16 protein-coding genes are annotated in these 17,396 nt (G+C 66.3%); 9 read left to right on the forward strand and 7 right to left on the reverse strand.

Annotated elements, in window-relative coordinates; translation table 11 throughout:
• Positions 1-7: 7 nt before the first annotated feature.
• Together HF989_RS07500 and HF989_RS07505 are read right to left on the reverse strand one after the other, a co-directional pair.
• On the reverse strand, positions 8-871 hold the full coding sequence (locus HF989_RS07500) for a metal ABC transporter solute-binding protein, Zn/Mn family (RefSeq protein WP_168685312.1): 864 nt from the start codon (positions 869-871) through the stop codon (positions 8-10).
• Positions 872-932: 61 nt separating this feature from the next.
• Positions 933-3,917, reverse strand: a complete 2,985-nt coding sequence (locus HF989_RS07505) for an ExeM/NucH family extracellular endonuclease (protein ID WP_168685314.1) — start codon at positions 3,915-3,917, stop codon at positions 933-935.
• A 216-nt stretch (positions 3,918-4,133) separates the two neighbouring features.
• On the opposite strand from HF989_RS07505, the gene purS reads away from it, so the two are divergent.
• The 3 genes from purS to purL are packed head-to-tail and all read left to right on the forward strand — an operon-like array spanning position 4,134 to position 7,319.
• Entirely contained in the window at positions 4,134-4,364 is a 231-nt protein-coding gene (gene purS / locus HF989_RS07510; protein ID WP_074432067.1) for a phosphoribosylformylglycinamidine synthase subunit PurS, read from the forward strand.
• Positions 4,361-5,035: a phosphoribosylformylglycinamidine synthase subunit PurQ gene (gene purQ, locus HF989_RS07515; RefSeq protein WP_168685316.1), complete on the forward strand. Its 675-nt coding sequence runs from the start codon at positions 4,361-4,363 to the stop codon at positions 5,033-5,035. Before purS ends, purQ begins: the two co-directional genes overlap by 4 nt.
• A gap of 7 nt (positions 5,036-5,042) precedes the next feature.
• Positions 5,043-7,319, forward strand: a complete 2,277-nt coding sequence (gene purL / locus HF989_RS07520; protein ID WP_168685318.1) for a phosphoribosylformylglycinamidine synthase subunit PurL — start codon at positions 5,043-5,045, stop codon at positions 7,317-7,319.
• A gap of 89 nt (positions 7,320-7,408) precedes the next feature.
• Here the strand turns inward: purL and HF989_RS07525 are convergent, their stop codons facing one another.
• Positions 7,409-8,416, reverse strand: a complete 1,008-nt coding sequence (locus tag HF989_RS07525) for an acyl-CoA thioesterase (RefSeq protein ID WP_168685320.1) — start codon at positions 8,414-8,416, stop codon at positions 7,409-7,411.
• 24 nt (positions 8,417-8,440) lie between these two features.
• On the opposite strand from HF989_RS07525, the gene HF989_RS07530 reads away from it, so the two are divergent.
• Genes HF989_RS07530 through purM form a run of 3 tightly spaced genes read left to right on the forward strand, consistent with a single transcriptional unit; the run spans position 8,441 to position 11,421 of the window.
• Positions 8,441-8,821 (forward strand): sterol carrier family protein, encoded by a 381-nt coding sequence (locus HF989_RS07530; protein WP_038612946.1) that lies wholly within the window; start codon positions 8,441-8,443, stop codon positions 8,819-8,821.
• Between the two features lie 24 nt (positions 8,822-8,845).
• Entirely contained in the window at positions 8,846-10,354 is a 1,509-nt protein-coding gene (purF, locus tag HF989_RS07535; RefSeq protein WP_343033571.1) for an amidophosphoribosyltransferase, read from the forward strand.
• Positions 10,354-11,421 carry a phosphoribosylformylglycinamidine cyclo-ligase gene (gene purM / locus HF989_RS07540; protein WP_168685323.1) on the forward strand — a complete coding sequence of 356 codons (1,068 nt, stop codon included), beginning with the start codon at positions 10,354-10,356 and terminating at the stop codon, positions 11,419-11,421. Before purF ends, purM begins: the two co-directional genes overlap by 1 nt.
• 53 nt (positions 11,422-11,474) lie before the next feature.
• Here purM and HF989_RS07545 read toward each other — a convergent pair whose 3' ends face one another.
• On the reverse strand, positions 11,475-11,675 hold the full coding sequence (locus HF989_RS07545) for a DUF3073 domain-containing protein (RefSeq protein ID WP_038612941.1): 201 nt from the start codon (positions 11,673-11,675) through the stop codon (positions 11,475-11,477).
• 132 nt (positions 11,676-11,807) lie between these two features.
• Entirely contained in the window at positions 11,808-12,860 is a 1,053-nt protein-coding gene (ygfZ, locus tag HF989_RS07550; protein WP_168685325.1) for a CAF17-like 4Fe-4S cluster assembly/insertion protein YgfZ, read from the reverse strand.
• A gap of 22 nt (positions 12,861-12,882) precedes the next feature.
• Between ygfZ and HF989_RS07555 the strand changes: the two genes are divergently transcribed.
• Positions 12,883-13,785, forward strand: coding sequence for an aminodeoxychorismate lyase (locus tag HF989_RS07555; protein ID WP_168685327.1), 903 nt, complete (start codon positions 12,883-12,885; stop codon positions 13,783-13,785).
• On the opposite strand, the gene HF989_RS07560 is transcribed toward HF989_RS07555, so the two are convergent.
• Both HF989_RS07560 and HF989_RS07565 read right to left on the reverse strand, forming a co-directional pair.
• A complete protein-coding gene (locus tag HF989_RS07560) occupies positions 13,782-14,438 on the reverse strand; it encodes a heme-binding beta-barrel domain-containing protein (protein WP_168685329.1) in 657 nt (218 codons plus the stop codon). The genes HF989_RS07555 and HF989_RS07560 overlap by 4 nt on opposite strands.
• Positions 14,431-15,204, reverse strand: coding sequence for an LmeA family phospholipid-binding protein (locus HF989_RS07565; protein ID WP_168685331.1), 774 nt, complete (start codon positions 15,202-15,204; stop codon positions 14,431-14,433). Before HF989_RS07565 ends, HF989_RS07560 begins: the two co-directional genes overlap by 8 nt.
• Here HF989_RS07565 and mshD point away from each other — a divergent pair.
• Together mshD and pstS are read left to right on the forward strand one after the other, a co-directional pair.
• Positions 15,191-16,063, forward strand: a complete 873-nt coding sequence (mshD, locus tag HF989_RS07570) for a mycothiol synthase (protein WP_168685334.1) — start codon at positions 15,191-15,193, stop codon at positions 16,061-16,063. The genes HF989_RS07565 and mshD overlap by 14 nt on opposite strands.
• A gap of 165 nt (positions 16,064-16,228) precedes the next feature.
• Positions 16,229-17,380, forward strand: a complete 1,152-nt coding sequence (gene pstS / locus HF989_RS07575; RefSeq protein WP_168685336.1) for a phosphate ABC transporter substrate-binding protein PstS — start codon at positions 16,229-16,231, stop codon at positions 17,378-17,380.
• Positions 17,381-17,396: the final 16 nt, after the last annotated feature.

The raw sequence follows: 17,396 nt of genomic DNA on the forward strand, positions 1-17,396 counted from the left end.
GGGGATTCTAGTGGTGCGCGGCTGCTTGGGCGATCTGGTCCACCACGGAGTCCATGTAGTCCAGGAAGTTCGTGCCGGCCGGCGGGATCTCGCTGATCTCCACCACGTCCACCCCGTGCTCCTTCGCCGCATCGACGATGCGGTCGGCGGCGCCAGTGGTGGACTGCGGATTATACACCAGCAGATCCAGCTCGCCTGCTTCGATGGTCTCTAGAAACGCGGCGATGTCCTGCGCGGACGGCTCCGACTCGTTGAGCGCGGCGCGAAGGTAGCCATCCGGGGTGACATCGTGCAGCTCAGTGCCGTAGATCAGGCCCGCCGCGATCGGCTCCGTCGCCGCGAGGCGGACGCTGCCGATTTCCGCGAGCTTGGCCTCCACGGCACCCATTCGCGCCTCCACGTCTGCCGCCGAGCCGCCTGCCCGCTGCGCCACCTCCCGGGCAACCTCCTTGACCTTGCCCGGGTTGAACCAAATGTGTTCGATGCTGTCCAGGTCCTCGGTGTTGTGGTCGTGGTCGTGTTCTGCGACATCTTCGGCGGGCGGGATGGCGAAGACGACCTTGTCTTGCTCGGCAACCGAGTACAGGCTGTGGTCGTACCCGCCGCCGTTCGCCACGAGCGTGTCGGCGGCCTTGACCTTGGCGAGGTCTTGCGCCGTCGGCTCGAAGTGGTGCGGATCGACGTCAGCGCCGGTGATGATCGCGTCCACGTCGGTGCCGGTGACCGCGGCCGCTACGTCCGCCCACACGCCGGTTGTCGCGAGCAAACCCGGCTGTGCGTTGCCCTCGCCTTCCTCGACTGCGGTGCAGGCGGTGAGCAAGGTTGCGGCGGCGACGACGGCCGCGATCCCGGGGTTTCGCATGGAGTGCATCTAACCATTATTGAAAACGGTTTTCAATTTGAATGGTGCGCACTCCTTACGAGGAGGCGCGCTAGCGCAGGCCCCACTGCTTGAGCTGTTCGTTCACCGCACCAGGCATGAGGAAGTGGAGCGCGCCAAGACTCGCCGCGATCCCTGCGAGCACGCCCAACAGAATGCCCAGGACGGCGCGCATCGGGTGTTGCTTAGCGCCCTGCACCTGGCCCAGGTTCTCGGTCTGGCCGTCGGTGTAGGTGACGACGAGCTCGCCGTTGTCATTGATCTCGGTTTTGACGATGTAGCGCGGCTTCGACTCGTCGGCTTTCGCTTGGATGGTGACGTCGACCGAGACTTCATCGGTGGTGTTGTCCGGGTAGGTGACCGTCACGGTGCGGGTGGTGGTCCCCTCCGCGTCGGTCGCCTCGCTGGACCAGGCGAACGTGGTGTCCTCGGGGAGCTGGTCCGCGTCCTTCACCGCAGTTTTCGCCTCGGGCAGCGCCTCGCCCTGCTTCACTGTGATCGCGTCGCCGGCCTGCGGGTCGTGCCTCTCCGCGTCGGTTTTGTCGGCCTCAGCCTTTGTTGCGGTGGAAAAGCCCACCTTCACCGGGTCGTGGTCGGAGGAACGGAACGGGTTGCCGTAGCCGTAGAGCTTGTCATCGCCCTCGCCGAAGAAGTCCTGCGCGTTGTAATTACGACGGGAGTACTCGAACGCGACCGGCTCATCGCCGTTGATGTTCCACACTGCGGAATCCTGGATGAGCTCGTTTGCTGCCGCGTTGGCTAAGACGTGATCCAGGGTGCCCAGCTGGCCGGCGAACTGGTAGGACGCCTGGTCGTAGTTCTTCTCGGACTCGACAATGTCGTAACCGCCCTCGACCAGCTTCGTGATCGCGTCTTCTTTGGTGTAGGCGTTGAAGTCGCCCACGAGGAAGGTCGGAAGCTCCGCCCACTGGTTCTGTTCGGTGAGGTGCTTCAGCAGGGCCTCGGACTGGCGGGTGCGCACGTTTGCGTTGTTGCCCTGGCCGTCGCCTTTATCTCCGTCGCCCTGCACGACGGAGCCCTTGGACTTGAAGTGGTTGACTACCGCCACGAAGTTTGTGTCCTTGTCATTGCCGACGGTGTCGAACTCTTGAGCCAGCGGCTGGCGCGCAGTGCGGGTGAACGCCTCGTCATCGAAAATGATGGACTCGCCGACCGGCGTCACCTTCGCAGGCTGGTAGATGAACGCGACGCGGATGAAGTCTTCGTCGGTACCCAGCTTCTGCGGGGACTTCACCAGCGCCCACTTGTTGGGCTCCTTGGCATTGAGCGCGTCTACGAGGTTTTGCAGCGCTTCGTCGCGCTTCGCCACGTCGCCCGTTACCGTTGCAGTGTTCTCGATTTCAGACAGGCCGAGCACTGCGGTGTCCAGCTTGTTGATGGCGGTGGCGATCTTCGCCTGCTGGTCTTGGAAGGCATCCTGGGAGAAGGCGCCGCGAACCTTGCAGTTGTTCGCGCTAACGGGTTGGCCGTTGATGTCGTTGTACGCCTTGCACCCTTGCTCGTCCTTGCCCAGCGAGCTGAAGTAGTTCAGCACGTTGAAGAAGCCGATAGAGTATTCGCCCTCCACGGTGTCCGGCACGTCGTACGCAGCACCACGGGAATCCTCCCAGGCAATGGGCAGTTCCTCCGCCGCGTTCTTGCCGGTGATCGGCTCGAGCGGCTGGAAACGCCACTGGTCGAAGGAGTAGTCCACCACCACGTCGGTCTGGAAGTCCACCTGGTCGCCGGTGCGGATGGACTTCACGCCGCCCTCGGAGGTGACGATGTACGGCAGCGGTGTGTTCTTGTCGGTGCGGAAATAGTCCTTGGTGCGGCCGTCGTCGAGGTACACCACTTCCGCATCCTGCTTCGCCTGGAGCTCGGCCGCGGGAGCACCCGGGGCGACGACGTCCGTCGGTGTGCGGTGCGCGCGCTCGCCCGGCGCCAGGCCAAGCTCACCGTATGTGTTGAGCGTGTAGTTGTTGGTCACCGTGTACGGCCCCTTCGGGCGCACCAGCATGCCCTCGTACGGTTCGCGGGCCTCGTCGCCAGCGGGAAGGGTCTCGATCTCCACCGCCTTCGGCGCCTCGAGAGCATTGTCGAGCGTATCCATCGACGCCATCGTGATCTGCGTCTGTGTGAAGTGCTCGCCCACCTGGCCGGACACACGGACGGATTCTCCGCGCTGCGGGTAGTCGGTGTTCGTGTTCATGTACACGAAGATGCCGTCGGACGCGTCGTCCGGATGCTTCTCGGAGCCGGAGCCGCCAGCCTGCAGGAAGAAGCCGTTCTTCCCGCCCTCCTCGTAGACGGCGGTGACGACGCCTTCGGTGGTGACCGTCTTGCCTACCAGCGGAGAAGCTGCGCCGGTGCCCTGGATGTCGGCGATCGGGGTGACCTCACCCGGCTGCGGCGTCGGGTTCTCCGGAGCAGGGTCGACGGGTGTCTCACCCGCGTTGCCCGAATTCTGCGGTGTCGGCTCCGCGACTAGGAAGTCGTCCGCGTTGTTGTCGGTGTCTTTGCCCACTTCCTTGCGCTGGACGGACTGGTAATTTTCGGTCGTCCTAGCTGGGCTGCCCTCGGATACGACAGCTGCGCCCCACCCAAGAAGATCCACAACGTTGCCGTTGTCGTTGATAAGGCGGGCGATCGCCTGGCTACCGCTGAACGTGAGCCCGTCGCCGCGGCTGTCCGGAGCCGGGAGGCTTTCGGTGCCGCCATTTCCCTGCGCGCCTTGGACAAGGAAGTACCCCTTCGCCGGGATGACGCCGGAGAGGCGCGCGGATCCGTTGCCGGTGTCTTTCGCGGAGCGCTGCGTAATGGTCCAACCGGCCAGATCGATGTCCTGGTCGGTCGGGTTGTACAGCTCGACGAAGTCGTGGGTGTACTTCGCGCCCGAGTTGCCTCCGCCGCCGTAGACCTCGTTGATGACGACGCTGGAGCCGTCCGGTGCCGCCGATGCGGTCGGTGCGACGACGGACACGGTGCCGGCTGCAAGCGCAACGATGAACGATGCGCTGAGAACCTTGTTACTCATGAAAAACCTCTTGGGGAAGCGGTGGAAAAGCTGAAGCCACGTTAAATTAACGCTGGTTTACGCACTCCGCTCAGCGATGCGGCGCACTTTGCAAAGAATTCACCGCCCGTTCACTTTGGGCAGTTCACCGAGGGTTTCGGGGCGTGTCGGACCGTCCGATATACTGACGCGCGTACCGCAACGGTCGATCAACCTCCCGAAACGTGAAGGATTCTCATGGCACGAGTCGTTGTCAATGTCATGCCCAAGGCTGAAATTCTTGACCCGCAGGGTCAGGCGGTGCTCCGTGCACTTGGCCGAATCGGGGTCGAGGGGGTGACCGACGTTCGCCAGGGCAAGCGCTTTGAAATTGAGGTGGATGACTCGGTCTCTGACGCCGAGCTGCAGCGCATGGCCGAGACGCTGTTGACCAACACTGTGATCGAGGACTTCGAGGTTGTGCGATGAGCGCAACCATCGGAGTCATTACGTTCCCAGGCACGCTAGACGACGTTGACGCGCTCCGCGCCGTCCGCCTGGCTGGTGCGCAGCCTCGCCAGCTGTGGCACGCGGACGACGACCTCACCGGCGTCGACGCTGTTGTTGTTCCGGGTGGGTTTTCCTACGGCGACTACCTGCGCTCCGGGGCAATTGCCGCGCAGGCGCCGATGATGGGCGCCGTCGTGGAGGCCGCGAAGAAGGGCATGCCGGTGCTCGGCATCTGCAACGGTTTCCAGATTCTTACCGAGGCAGGACTGCTGCCGGGCGCACTCACGCGCAACCAGGGGCTGAATTTCCACTGCGTGGACACCTACCTCGAGGTGGCAAACAACGCCACTGCGTGGACGGGCCAGCTGGGCGAGCGCATTTACGTGCCGGCCAAGCACGGCGAAGGGCGTTTCCAGGCCGCTCCGGAGACGATCGAGGCGCTGGAAAAAGAGGGGCGCGTGGTGTTCCGCTACACGGACAACTTCAACGGCTCCATCAACGGCATCGCCGGCGTGACCAACGAGACCGGCCGTGTCGTCGGCCTCATGCCGCACCCCGAGCACGCCATTGAGACCCTCACCGGCCCGTCCACGGACGGCCTCGACTTGTTCACTTCCGTTATCGACGTGATTTCGAAGATCGGAGCGTAAACCCGAAATGACCGTGCACAACGACACTGTCCAACACGCCTTCGACACCCCGGAGCTGGCGCAGCCGTACGCCGAGCTGGGCCTGAAGGACGACGAGTACGCCAAGATCAAGGCCATCCTCGGCCGCCGGCCTACCGACGCGGAGCTGACGCTGTACTCCGTCATGTGGTCCGAGCACTGCTCCTACAAGTCCTCCAAGACGCACCTGCGCTACTTCGGCCAAACCATGACCGAGGAGATGGCCTCCAAGATCCTCGCCGGCATCGGTGAGAACGCCGGCGTGGTGGACATCGGCGGCGGCGACGCGGTGACGTTCCGCGTGGAAAGCCACAACCACCCGTCCTTTGTGGAGCCCTACCAGGGCGCAGCCACCGGCGTGGGCGGCATCGTCCGCGACATCATGGCCATGGGCGCCCGCCCGATCGCCGTGATGGACCAGCTGCGCTTCGGCCCGATCGACGCCGACGACACCAAGCGCGTCCTGCCGGGCGTGGTCCACGGCATCGGGGGCTACGGCAACTGCCTCGGCCTGCCCAACATCGGCGGGGAGACCGTGTTCGACCCGGCATACGCCGGCAACCCGCTGGTCAACGCCCTGTGCGTGGGCACGCTGAAGGTGGAGGACCTCCACCTCGCGTTCGCCTCGGGCACCGGCAACAAGGTCATCCTGTTCGGCTCCCGCACTGGCCTGGACGGCATCGGCGGCGTGTCCGTGCTGGGCTCCGCCACCTTCGAGGAAGGCGCGGAGCGCAAGCTCCCGGCTGTGCAGGTCGGCGACCCGTTCGCGGAAAAGGTGCTCATCGAGTGCTGCCTCGAGCTCTACGCCGCGGGCGTGGTCGAGGGCATCCAGGACCTCGGCGGCGGCGGGCTGTCCTGCGCCACCTCTGAGCTGGCGGCCTCGGGCGACGGCGGCATGACCGTCAACCTCGACAACGTGCCGCTGCGCGCCGAGAACATGTCGGCCGCAGAGATCCTCGCCTCCGAATCCCAGGAACGCATGTGCGCGGTCGTGGCACCGGAGGACGTGGACAAGTTCATGGAGATCTGCGCGAAGTGGGACGTGCTTGCTTCAGTCATCGGCGAGGTCACCTCCGACGCGGATCGCCTCCAGGTGTTCCACAACGGTGAGCTCGTGGTCGACGCGCCGCCGTCAACCATCGACGAGGGCCCGGTGTACGAGCGCCCCTACGCCCGCCCGGATTGGCAGGACGCGGTGCAGGCCGAAGGTGACGTCGAGAAGCAGGGCGACATCAAGGACGCATGGTTGAAGATGGTCGCATCGCCGGCGCTTTGCTCGCGGGATTTCATCACTGAGCAGTACGACCGCTACGTGCGCGGCAACACCGTGCAGGCCAAGTACGCCAACTCCGGCGTGCTGCGCATCAACGAGGAGACCAACCGCGGCGTGGCCGTGTCCGCGGACGCGTCCGGCCGCTACACCTACCTCGACCCGAACATGGGTGCCCGCCTCGCGCTGGCGGAGGCGTACCGCAACGTCGCCGTCACCGGCGCCACCCCGGTTGCCGTGACCAACTGCCTCAACTTCGGTTCCCCGGAGAACCCGGACGTGATGTGGCAGTTCCGCGAAGCGGTGCACGGGCTTGCCGACGGCTCCGCCGAGCTTGCCATCCCGGTCTCCGGCGGCAACGTGTCCTTCTACAACCAGACTGGCGAGACGCCGATTCTGCCCACTCCGGTTGTCGGCGTCCTGGGCGTGATCGAGGATGTGGAGCAGGCCATTCCGCACGCGTTGCCGTCCGCGGACGAGCAGTACACCCTCATCGTGCTGGGCGAGACCAAAGACGAGTTCGGTGGCTCTGTGTGGCAGGACATCTCCGGTGCGGGCCTGTCCGGCCTGCCGCCGCAGGTGGACCTGGCCAACGAGGCGCGCCTTGCGGCGTTCTTCGCCGACAACGCCGCCGGCATTGCAGCCGCCCACGACCTGTCGGAGGGTGGCCTGTCCCAGGCGGTGTTCGAGTTGCTGCTCGGCTCGGACAAGGGCGCGCAGTTGCACCTGGACGGCGTGCACGAGGACGCCTTCACCGCACTGTTCTCCGAGTCTGCTTCCCGCGTCTTGGTCGCCGTGACCTCTGACCGGGCGGAGGCCGCCGTGGAACAGGCCACCGCAGCCGGCATCCCGGTGGCGGTGCTGGGCGAGACCACCAACGACGGCGTGCTTCGCGTGGCAGGCCAGGAGATCGCGATGCTCGAGCTCGCTGGCGCGTGGGCCGCGACGATGCCGTCGCACTTCGCAGCGGCGACCGCGCCAAACGCGGCGGTGTAACGCAGCACAAGGAAAGCGATTGGGGAATGTGGCACATATTTGCCACATTCCCCAACGCGTATGTGGGCGGGAATCCCCCGCGGGAATCCCTAGAACGTCCGCTGCGTCGCGGGAAGCGGCTTGACCAGCGGCTCCGGCTCGTACTGTCCGCGCAGGTCTTTCAGCGTTTGGGTGTGCTCCCACAGGCGCTTGTCTTCCTCCGTCACCGGCGTAAACGTGCGGGCGGGAAGGGGGTTGCCGTCGATGTCGATACCGATGTAGGTAAACGTCGCGTGGATCGCGTCCACGAGGTTCTCGCGCCCGCCGCGTGGGTCGCCGGCGCGCAGATGCACGGAGGTGTGGATGGAGCGCGAATCCGTGCGGGTGATGCGGGCGTCCACCTCGATCAGGTCGCCGATATGCACCGGGTGGTAAAAGCGGATGCCGCCGGCGTAGACCGCCACGGTGCGCTCCCCGGACCACTCCATGGTGCAGGACATGCCGGCCTCGTCGATCCACTCCATAGCCGTGCCGCCGTGGACGTTGCCGCCCCAGTTCACGTCCGTCGGCTTGGCCATGAAGCGGTGCACGATGCGCGGGGCGGTGGAGTCGTCGGTGTAGGTCTGCGCCTCCATCTCAGCTTCGATCGCCTTGCGTAGCTCGATGCGTGACTTCGCGGCCTCGGCCACCCGCTTTTCTTCCTCGTCAGTGGGCACGAACGTCGGCACGGCCATGGATTTGCCGGTTTCCGGGTCCTTTGCCACGAACACCACGAGGCAGTCACAGGCGCGGGTGAATACGCCCTCGCGTGGATCCGCGGAGAGCACCTCGTTGACAATGTGCATGGAGGATCGGCCAGTCATAGCAATGCGCGAGCGCACCTCCACGATGTGGCCGGAGGGGATCGGGCGCGTGAAGTGGATGTGGCCCACGTACGCGGTCACGCAGTACGTGGCGGACCACTGGGCGGCGCAGGCGTAGGCGGCCTTGTCAATCCATTCCAGTACGCGGCCGCCGGAGACGCCCTGGGCGCCGTGGTGCAGCACGTCGGTGGGCGAGGCCATGAAACGCAGGGTCACGGAGGGGGAGCGCTCTGCGGCGACGGGGGTATTCGGCATGCCGCCACCTTAATATGGTTGACCATGGTGCAGAAGCAGGACCCGGCGCTGACGCGCCAAGCAATTCAGCAGGTGGCGGGGTGGCTTGAGGGGGGCGGCGCGGAGCCGTCGAGAAGCGAGCTGGCAAACGCGTGCCGCCGCACCGCCCGCACCCTCGCCGAGGAGCTGCCAGGCCACTCCGTGGAGCTGCGCGTACCGCCGTTTGTGGCGGTGCAGTGCGTCGAGGGGCCCCGCCACACCCGCGGCACTCCGCCGAATGTTGTGGAGATGGCGCCTGAGACGTGGCTGCGGCTCGCCACCGGCCTGACCACTTTCGAGGCTGAGGTGGGGCGGGGGACTATCGACGCCTCCGGTTCCCGCGCGGCCGAGATCGCCGCCGGGCTTCCGGTGATTGCGCTGCACTGACCCCGCTCGGATACAGTGTTGGGCGTGCTTACGCAGAGCTCTCAACCAAATCAGGATGCCGGCTTCGACAACGACAGCCCGCGCGACGAGTGCGGCGTGTTCGGCGTGTGGGCGCCGGGTGAGGACGTAGCCAAGCTGAGCTACTTCGGCCTGTTCGCCCTGCAGCACCGCGGCCAGGAGGGTGCTGGCATTGCGGTGGGGGACCAGGACAAAGTGGTGGTGTTCAAAGACACCGGCTTGGTCAGCCAAGTCTTCGACGAATCGGTGCTGGAGGCGCTCCAGGGCGAGGTGGCTATCGGCCACACCCGCTACTCCACGGCGGGCGGCAACTCATGGGAAAACGTGCAGCCGATGTTCCGCACCTCCCCGAACGGCACCGACATCGCGCTTGCCCATAACGGCAACCTGGTCAACTACACGGAGCTGCAGAAGGAGGCGATTGCAAAGAAGCTGATCCCGGCCTCCGGCGTGGAGGGCCAGGGTTCCTCCTCCGACACCGCGGTGGTGTCCGCGCTGCTGGCGGATCTGGTCACCGAGGACAAGACGCTCATCGACGCCGCGCGTGAACTCCTGCCCCGCATCAAGGGCGCGTTCTGCTTCATGGTCACGGACGGGCGCACGCTTTACGCCGCGCGCGATTCGCACGGCGTGCGCCCGCTGTCTCTGGGGCGCCTCGACGGCGGGTGGGTCGTGGCCTCCGAGACGTGCGCCCTGGACATCGTGGGTGCGTCGTTCGTGCGCGACATCGAGCCGGGCGAGTTGGTGGCTATCGACGAAACCGGCGTGCACTCCGAGCGGTTTGCGGAGACGCCGAAGGCCCACTGCGTCTTCGAATACGTCTACGTCGCGCGCCCCGACTCCGTCATCGACGGCCAGACGGTGAATAGCTCGCGCATTGAGATCGGCCGCCGGCTCTCGCGCGTTAACCCGGTCGAGGCGGACTTGGTCATGCCCGTGCCCGAGTCGGGCACGCCCGCGGCCATCGGCTACGCCGAAGCCTCCGGCATTCCGTTCAAGCAGGGCATGATGAAAAACGCGTACGTGGGCCGCACCTTCATCCAACCCTCCGACTCGCTGCGCCAGCTGGGCCTGCGGTTGAAGCTCAACCCGGTGCGCGAGGTGATCGAGGGCAAAAAGCTCGTGGTGGTGGACGATTCCATCGTGCGCGGCAACACCCAGCGCAAGCTCATCCGCATGCTGCGCGAGGCCGGCGCGGCCGAGGTGCACGTGCGCATCGCCTCCCCGCCGGTGAAGTGGCCGTGCTTCTACGGCATCGACTTTGCCAGCCCCGGCGAGCTCATTGCCAACCACGGGCACACGGACAGCGACGAGGAAATCGCGGAGTCTATCCGTACGATGGTCGGGGCAGATTCGCTCGCGTTCGTGCCTATCGACGACATGATCGCCGCCTCGAACCAGCCCAAGGACAACCTCTGCGCGGCCTGCTTCACCGGCAATTACCCGCTCGGCCTGCCAGACGGCAACCCCAACGCAGACCTGGTTCGACGCATGCAGAAAGGTGCAGAAGCCTAATGAGTACTGAACACGATCCCGTTTCCTACGAGGCCGCCGGCGTCTCCATCGAGGCCGGCGACAAGGCCGTGGAGCTTTTCGCCCCGCACGCCAAGCGAGCCACCCGCCCGGAGGTCCGCGGCGGCCTAGGCGGGTTCGCCGGCCTGTTCGCGCTGGGCAAGTACAAGGAGCCGCTGTTGGCGGCGGGCTCCGATGGGGTGGGCACGAAGCTCGCCGTGGCCCAGGCCATGGACAAGCACGACACCATCGGCATCGACCTGGTGGCCATGTGCGTGGACGACTTGGTTGTCTGCGGCGCCGAGCCGCTGTTCCTGCAGGATTACATCGCCATCGGCAAGGTCGTGCCGGAGAAGGTCGCCGAGATCGTGTCGGGCATCGCCGAGGGTTGCGTCCAGGCCGGCTGCGCGCTGCTGGGCGGCGAGACCGCTGAGCACCCGGGCGTGATGGACCCCGAGGAGTACGACGTTTCCGCCACCGCCGTCGGCGTCGTCGAAGCCGCCGAGCTACTCGGCCCGGACAAGGTTCGCGAGGGCGATGCCATCATCGCCATGGCATCCTCCGGCCTGCACTCCAACGGCTACTCCCTGGCCCGCCACGTGCTGCTCGAGCGCGCGGGCCTGCCGCTGGACGCGGAGATGGAAGAGCTCGGCCGCAACCTGGGCGAGGAGCTGCTGGAGCCGACCCGCATCTACGCCCTGGATTGCCTCGCGCTGGCGGCCGAGTGCGACGTGCGCACCTTCTGCCACGTCACCGGCGGCGGGCTCGCCGGCAACATGGAGCGCATCATCCCCGAGGGCCTCGTGGCGGAGATGCGCCGCACCACCTGGACCCCGGGCCCGATCTTCCGTACCATCAAGTCCGTGGGCCAGGTGCCGGACGAGGAGATGGAAAAGACGTTCAACATGGGCGTGGGCATGGTCGCAGTGGTCAGCCCGGAGGACCGGGACCGCGCCCTGGCTATCCTCGCCGCGCGCCACATCGACGCCTGGGATCTCGGCGAGGTCCGTGCCGCCGGCGAAGGAGATGACAAACGCGCCGTGCTGACCGGATCCCACCCGCAGTACTAGCAACGGCAAAAGGGCACCCCGGCTGGGGTGCCCTTTTCGTCGTAGGTGGAGGCTTAGCGGTTGTCGTCCTCGTCGTCCCACTTGGCGTAGTCCGCGTACTGGTCGTCCACCTCGGTCTCATCGTTGTCCCAGCTGCGTCGCGGTGCTTGGCCTGCGAGTTCCCGCTGCAGGGAATCCAGATCCATTTCAGGAGTGTTGTACTTCAGCTGGCGAGCAACCTTGGTCTGCTTGGCTTTTGCGCGTCCGCGGCCCATGGCGTGACCCCCTTGAGGTGGTTCTTGGGCGGCCTTCGAATCGAGGCGGCCTCATACTTATTTACGATATTTTCCTGTAGGACACTATAGCCTGCGCCCGGAAAAAATGCGCTTTAGGGGTCTGAGCTGGTCTTACGCGTCGTGCTCCGGGCCGCGGCGCAGCTTATCGACGGCTCTGCGTCCCGCGTGCTCGCCTTCATCCGCCGGCAACGACGACGGGTCGACGGACGCCGCCGTGCCCCCGATGTCCAGCGGCGCGCCCAACGCGGAGCGCTTCACCAACGCCAGCGCCACCGGGCCCTCGTCCGCGTCGTGGACCACGGTGCCCAGGCGGCCGACCTTGCGCCCGCCCGCAGTGATCTCCGCGCCGCTTTCCGGCTCCGTCGGGGCGGAGCCGTCGAGCTGCAGCTTGACCAGCAGCCTGGGGGAGCGGCCCAGGTTTTCCACACGCGCGACCGTTTCCTGGCCGCGGTAGCAGCCCTTCTCTAGGTGCACGGCGCGGATCGCCTCGCCGCGGTTGATCAGGTTCGGCGCCTCGTGGGGGATGGACTTCTCATCCAGATCCGCGCGCGTCTCCGGCTCCCCGGCGGCGACGCGGAAGGCGGTAAACGCCATCAGGCCCGCCAGCGGGAACTGCTGGGCGATCTCGCCCACACGCGCTCGAGGTACCGCGATGTCGGTGCGGCCCACCCCGCCCCAGTCCTCCAGGCGGCGGGTGAACACCTGGCCGAGGTCCACCGGCCCCACAGGCCCGAGGATGCTCAGCACCGCAAGATCGGTCTCTTCCACAGTCACGTCGGTCCAGAAGACCATCTTGCGCAGGAACGCTGCGAAGGATTCGCCCTGGTAGGAGGGGACGTCGAGGTAGTACACGCCGTCCGCCAGCGCCACGTCTGCGTGGTGGAGAATGCGCCCCTGCGCGTCGAGGTCGAGGGCCGAGGCGGCGAAGCCGTCGGCGACGGTGTCGAGCTTCTGCGACAACAGGTTGTTTAGGAACCCCGGCGCGTCGGGGCCGGAAACCGCGATGACGGCGCGGTTGGAGCGGTCCACCAGCGTCGGCTCGGTGATGCGCTGTTCGCCGAGCGGGTTGCCGTAGTGCCAGGGCACCCCTTCGGCGTCGAGAAGCGATGGCCCCGGCAGCTCTTGGGCGCCGGGGAGTGCAAGTAGCTCCGATGCGTAAGCCATGGGGGCCTATCATAGGGGAACTATGGCTTCTTCCCAGCTCCCGGCCGAACCCGTGATCTACCTCGTGGAGCCGTTCGGCGGCTCCGTGCGGAGGCAGAACCCGAACATGCCGCACGTGTTTTGGGACGATGCGGCCGTTACCCGCGGCGACGGCGTCTTCGAGTCCATCCTGGTGCGCGCCGGCGCGCCCGTGAACCTGGACAAGCACCTCGCGCGCTTCGCCCGCTCTGCCGCGCTGATGGGCCTGCCTGAGCCCGGTCGCGAGCACTGGACCCGGGCGACGGAGGAGGCGGTTGCAGACTACTGCCGCGAGCGCGGGGGTGAGGCGGGCGTGGCGGTTGAGGCCAAGTGCACTTGGACCTTAACGCGCGGGCGCGAAACCACCGGCGTGCCCACCGCGTGGATCACCGTCCGCCCCCTGCCGAAAGAGGTGCTGCGCCAGCGCGAGCGGGGCGTGAGCGTGGTGACTACCCCGCGGGGGTACACGGTGGACGCGGACGTGCCGTGGATGCGCGAGGGCGCGAAGACCCTCAACTACGCGTTGACCATGGCCGCGCTGCGCTGGGCGGGGGAGCAGGGCGCGGACGACATCATCTACGTCGACTCGGACACCGGGCGCGTGCTTGAGGGCGCGACGTCGAGCGTGCTGATGGTGAAGAAGGGCGGCCGCATGCGCACGCCTGCGCCGGGTGCGGGCGTGATGGCCGGCACCACGCAGGCCGCGATTTTCGAGCGCGCAGAGCGGGCCGGGTGGAAGTGCAAGGCGAAAGACATCTACCTCAGCGAGCTGTTCAAGGCCGAATCCGTGTGGCTGGTCAGCTCCACCCGCATCGCCGCGCGCGTCAAGCGCGTCGACGGCACAAAGCTGCCCGCCCCCGGCAACGAGCCGGAGATCAGGCAGCTGATCGAAAGCGCGCTGGCTTAGCCCGCGACGCGCTTCAGCTCGGCGGACATGTAGGGCACCATTTCGCCGTCGACGACGCGCTCGTCCACCCAGCCCAGGTTGTTGTTGGGCATCAGGCCGTACAGCCGCTTGCCGGGGCCGTGGGCGGCGGGGCCGGTCTCCGTGGCGATGGTGGACGCGCTGGTGATCTGCCATGCGCGCTCGTTGACGGGCTCGCCGTAGAGGACCTCCACCAGGCCGCGGGAGTTTGTCAGCGTCACCTCGATCTCGTCTTTCAGCGAGATGCGCCAGAAACCCACCTCGCGCTGGTCCGCGCCGGTGGCGTTGCCCTCGCTGTCCAGACGCCAGGTGCGTGATTCAAAGCGCAGGTAGTTCTCGCCGTCGTGGGAGATGACCAGCTGCTGGCCAAAGGCGTACTCGCCGCCTTCCGGGTCGGAGGGATCGTTGGCCTGGCCGGAGCCGGACCACACGCCGACGAGGGGGAGCAGCGCCAGCAGACCGTCGTGAAGCGACGGCCCGAAGCGCAAGTTGGCGGTGTCCGCCTCAAGCGGCATGTCGTCGAGGCCGAGCTCCGGAATGTTGCGGTGCGCAGTTGCTTTCGACTGCTCCGCCGCGAGGTTCACGGCCTCGTTGCCGTCCAGCTTCTGCTCGTTGGTGTTTGCGTTTTCAGCCATGGTTCTCAAGCGTAGACGCTCGCGCCAGCGGCTCGAGATCTGCGGGTTCCACCACGGTGTTCACGCGGTCGTGGGAAAACTCGAGCGAGCCACCGGTCAGCTGCACAAGGCCGGCAGGCCCGCCGAGCGGCAGCGTGCGGGTGTCCAGGTCGAAGGTGAAGCCGTCGAGGACAGCTTGCTCGTCGCCGTCGGAGATCTCGAGCAGCTGGCTCGGCCGCATGTGAAACACCCCATCGGCCAGGCGCAGGGTCACGATCACGGTGGCGGGCTGATCCGCGCCGGGCACGGTGCCGGTCAGGCGCGCCTCGCTGGCTACGCCGCCGGCGGGGGAGATGTCGTACGGGTTGGCTATGTCTAAATCCGTGATGCCCAGCAGCTCGCCGAAACCCACCCCGTCCAGCCGGATCCGGCGGCGCACGAGGCGGGCGTTGGCACCCACAATCTCCCCGCGCAGCGCGTCTTTCGGCGTGTCCAGCTCGAGGTTGAACATCTCCACGCTCGCTGTTCCCACACCGGGCCCGGGGATGTCGGCGTCGGTGCGCCGCACGGTCACCCGCGGGATGCGCCCGCTCACGCCCGACAGCGCAAACGGGGTGGCTGTGACCTGCGCTTCGGCGCCGGCCGGGGCGAGCGTGCGCTCCACCTGAGAGGCGACGGCGGTGTCCGCAAGCCCAAGGGCGGCGACGAGCGCGAGCACGACCATGACCGTTCTCCGCACCGCGACCTCTTTCCCGCACGTAGCCTTGGAAGCTATGACTGCAGACATCCTAAGCGCCCACCTGCCCGGCGACCGCGTACGACCCCTGCTCGGAGCCGCCGAGGCGGCGGACGGCATCGCGGCTTTCTCCGAAGCCTTCGTGCAGGGGCTTGACGACGGGCGCGTGCGCCACACCCACCTCATTGTGGAGGACAGCGGGGAGGTGATCGCCTGCGCGGGCATCGCCGAGGACGGCTCGGCGGAGCTCGTCGTGCACCCGCAGCGCCGCCGCGAGGGCGTCGGCGAGGCGCTGGCGAAGGCGGTGCGCGAGCAGCGGCCGGACGCTGGCCTGTGGGCGCACGGCAACCTCGCCGGGGCGCAGGCGCTCGCCGGAAAACTCGGGTTAACGGTTGACCGTGAGCTCCTGGTGATGGGCATCGCCGCCGAGGGGATTCCGGCGGGCGGCGCCGAACTGCCGGAAGGGTTCGAGGCGCTGGATTATGCCGGGGCGGTCGAGCGGTGGGGGCGCGACGCCGTCGATAGGCAATGGCTCGAGGTGAACAACGATGCGTTTTCGTGGCACCCGGAGCAGGGGGGCTGGGATCTAGAGCGCCTGCGGCGGGCGATGGAGGCGGAGTGGTTCGACCCGGCGGGTGTGCAGCTGCTGTACGACGGGAAGGAGCTCGCCGGGTTCCACTGGACTAAGCGGCATCCGGATGGGACTGGTGAGGTGTATGTGGTTGGCCTTGCCTCACGGTACCGGGGGGAGGGGTTGGGGGGACCGCTGATGCAATTGGGGCTGAATTACCTTACTGGGGAGGGATCTGCGCAGGTCATCCTCTATGTTGAGGCGGATAACCAGCCTGCCGTAAGGCTGTACCGCCACCTCGGTTTCGCTGTGTGTGAAAGTCATGTGGTCTACCGGTAACCTGGCTACCACCTGCAGAAACTGAGTGGGTCGAAGAAATTCACCAGTTGTTCACTTAACTGGCTACCGGCCATTAACCAGGTTTCCGTAGGTTTGCTCTCGTGAGTACTTGGATAGTTGTATCCGATACTCGAAACTGACCTGTTTGTACCGGAAAGGTATCCCGTGATCCGTAACTTCAAGCGCACCGCCGCAATCGCCGGCGTCGTTGCAGTATCTTCCGCTTCCCTCGTCGCTTGTGGCGACTCCGACGACAACGCAGAGTCCACCACTGCCGAGTCTGCGACCGAGGCTGCCTCCTCCGACGAGAACAACGACAACAACGACGACCAGAACTCTGGCGAGTACGAGCTGACCGGCCAGGAAGGCACCCTGGTTGCTGAGGGCGCATCGTCCCAGCAGAACGCGATGGACTACTTCGCGTCCGTCTACGCATCCGAGGTTCCGGGTGCGCAGCTCGCGTACACCCCGTCCGGCTCCGGTGCTGGCCAGAAGAACTTCATTGCTAACCAGGCTGTGTTCGCTGGCTCCGACTCCCCGCTGAAGGACGACCAGATCCAGGCTGCTGCTGACCGCTGCGGCGGCAACGAGGCTTGGCACCTGCCGTTCGTCATCGGCCCGGTTGCCATCGCCTACAACCTGGACGGCGTGGACGAGCTGAACCTGACCGTCGACAACATCGTCGAGATCTTCCAGGGTGTCATCACCACCTGGAACGACCCGAAGATCGCTGAGAACAACGAGGGTGTCGAGCTCCCGGACACCCCGATCAACGTCTTCTACCGCTCCGACGAGTCCGGCACCTCCGACAACTTCCAGAAGTTCCTGGCTGCCGCCTCCGACGGCAAGTGGGAGTCCACCGGCAAGGCGTTCCCGAACGCTGTGGGCACCGGCGCGAACGGCTCCTCCGGTGTGGCACAGGAGGTCAACGCAACCGACGGTGCAATCACCTACGTTGAGGCTGGCTTCGCTGACAAGACGGCCAACATCGACTTTGGCAACGGCCCGGTCGAGCTGACCGAAGAGGCCGTGGAAAAGACTCTGGATAACCTGGAGTTCACCACCGAGGGCCACGACATGGTCGTCGACTCCGAGAAGCTGTTCACCACCGACACCGAGGGTGCGTACCCGCTGGTGCTGACCACCTACGAGATCGTCTGCTCCGCCGGCTACGACGAGGAGACCTCCAACATGGTCAAGGACTTCCTGAACGTCGCACTGGACAGCCAGGACGAGGAGCTCGCCGACGAGGGCTTCATCCCGGTCAAGGGCGCACACGCTGATCGCCTGCGCGAGGCGATCAACGCCATCCAGTAAGACACTCTGGAACCCG

Source organism: Corynebacterium mucifaciens (assembly GCF_012396315.1).
Classification (GTDB): Bacteria; Actinomycetota; Actinomycetes; order Mycobacteriales; family Mycobacteriaceae; genus Corynebacterium; species Corynebacterium mucifaciens.

Excerpts from the sequence above, each read along its gene's own strand:
- HF989_RS07500 (WP_168685312.1), bottom strand. The coding sequence starts at position 871 with ATGCACTCCATGCGAAACCCCGGGATCGCGGCCGTCGTCGCCGCCGCA.
- HF989_RS07505 (WP_168685314.1), bottom strand. The coding sequence starts at position 3,917 with ATGAGTAACAAGGTTCTCAGCGCATCGTTCATCGTTGCGCTTGCAGCC.
- purS (WP_074432067.1), top strand. The coding sequence starts at position 4,134 with ATGGCACGAGTCGTTGTCAATGTCATGCCCAAGGCTGAAATTCTTGAC.
- purQ (WP_168685316.1), top strand. The coding sequence starts at position 4,361 with ATGAGCGCAACCATCGGAGTCATTACGTTCCCAGGCACGCTAGACGAC.
- purL (WP_168685318.1), top strand. The coding sequence starts at position 5,043 with ATGACCGTGCACAACGACACTGTCCAACACGCCTTCGACACCCCGGAG.
- HF989_RS07525 (WP_168685320.1), bottom strand. The coding sequence starts at position 8,416 with ATGCCGAATACCCCCGTCGCCGCAGAGCGCTCCCCCTCCGTGACCCTG.
- HF989_RS07530 (WP_038612946.1), top strand. The coding sequence starts at position 8,441 with ATGGTGCAGAAGCAGGACCCGGCGCTGACGCGCCAAGCAATTCAGCAG.
- purM (WP_168685323.1), top strand. The coding sequence starts at position 10,354 with ATGAGTACTGAACACGATCCCGTTTCCTACGAGGCCGCCGGCGTCTCC.
- HF989_RS07545 (WP_038612941.1), bottom strand. The coding sequence starts at position 11,675 with ATGGGCCGCGGACGCGCAAAAGCCAAGCAGACCAAGGTTGCTCGCCAG.
- ygfZ (WP_168685325.1), bottom strand. The coding sequence starts at position 12,860 with ATGGCTTACGCATCGGAGCTACTTGCACTCCCCGGCGCCCAAGAGCTG.
- HF989_RS07555 (WP_168685327.1), top strand. The coding sequence starts at position 12,883 with ATGGCTTCTTCCCAGCTCCCGGCCGAACCCGTGATCTACCTCGTGGAG.
- HF989_RS07560 (WP_168685329.1), bottom strand. The coding sequence starts at position 14,438 with ATGGCTGAAAACGCAAACACCAACGAGCAGAAGCTGGACGGCAACGAG.
- mshD (WP_168685334.1), top strand. The coding sequence starts at position 15,191 with ATGACTGCAGACATCCTAAGCGCCCACCTGCCCGGCGACCGCGTACGA.
- HF989_RS07565 (WP_168685331.1), bottom strand. The coding sequence starts at position 15,204 with ATGTCTGCAGTCATAGCTTCCAAGGCTACGTGCGGGAAAGAGGTCGCG.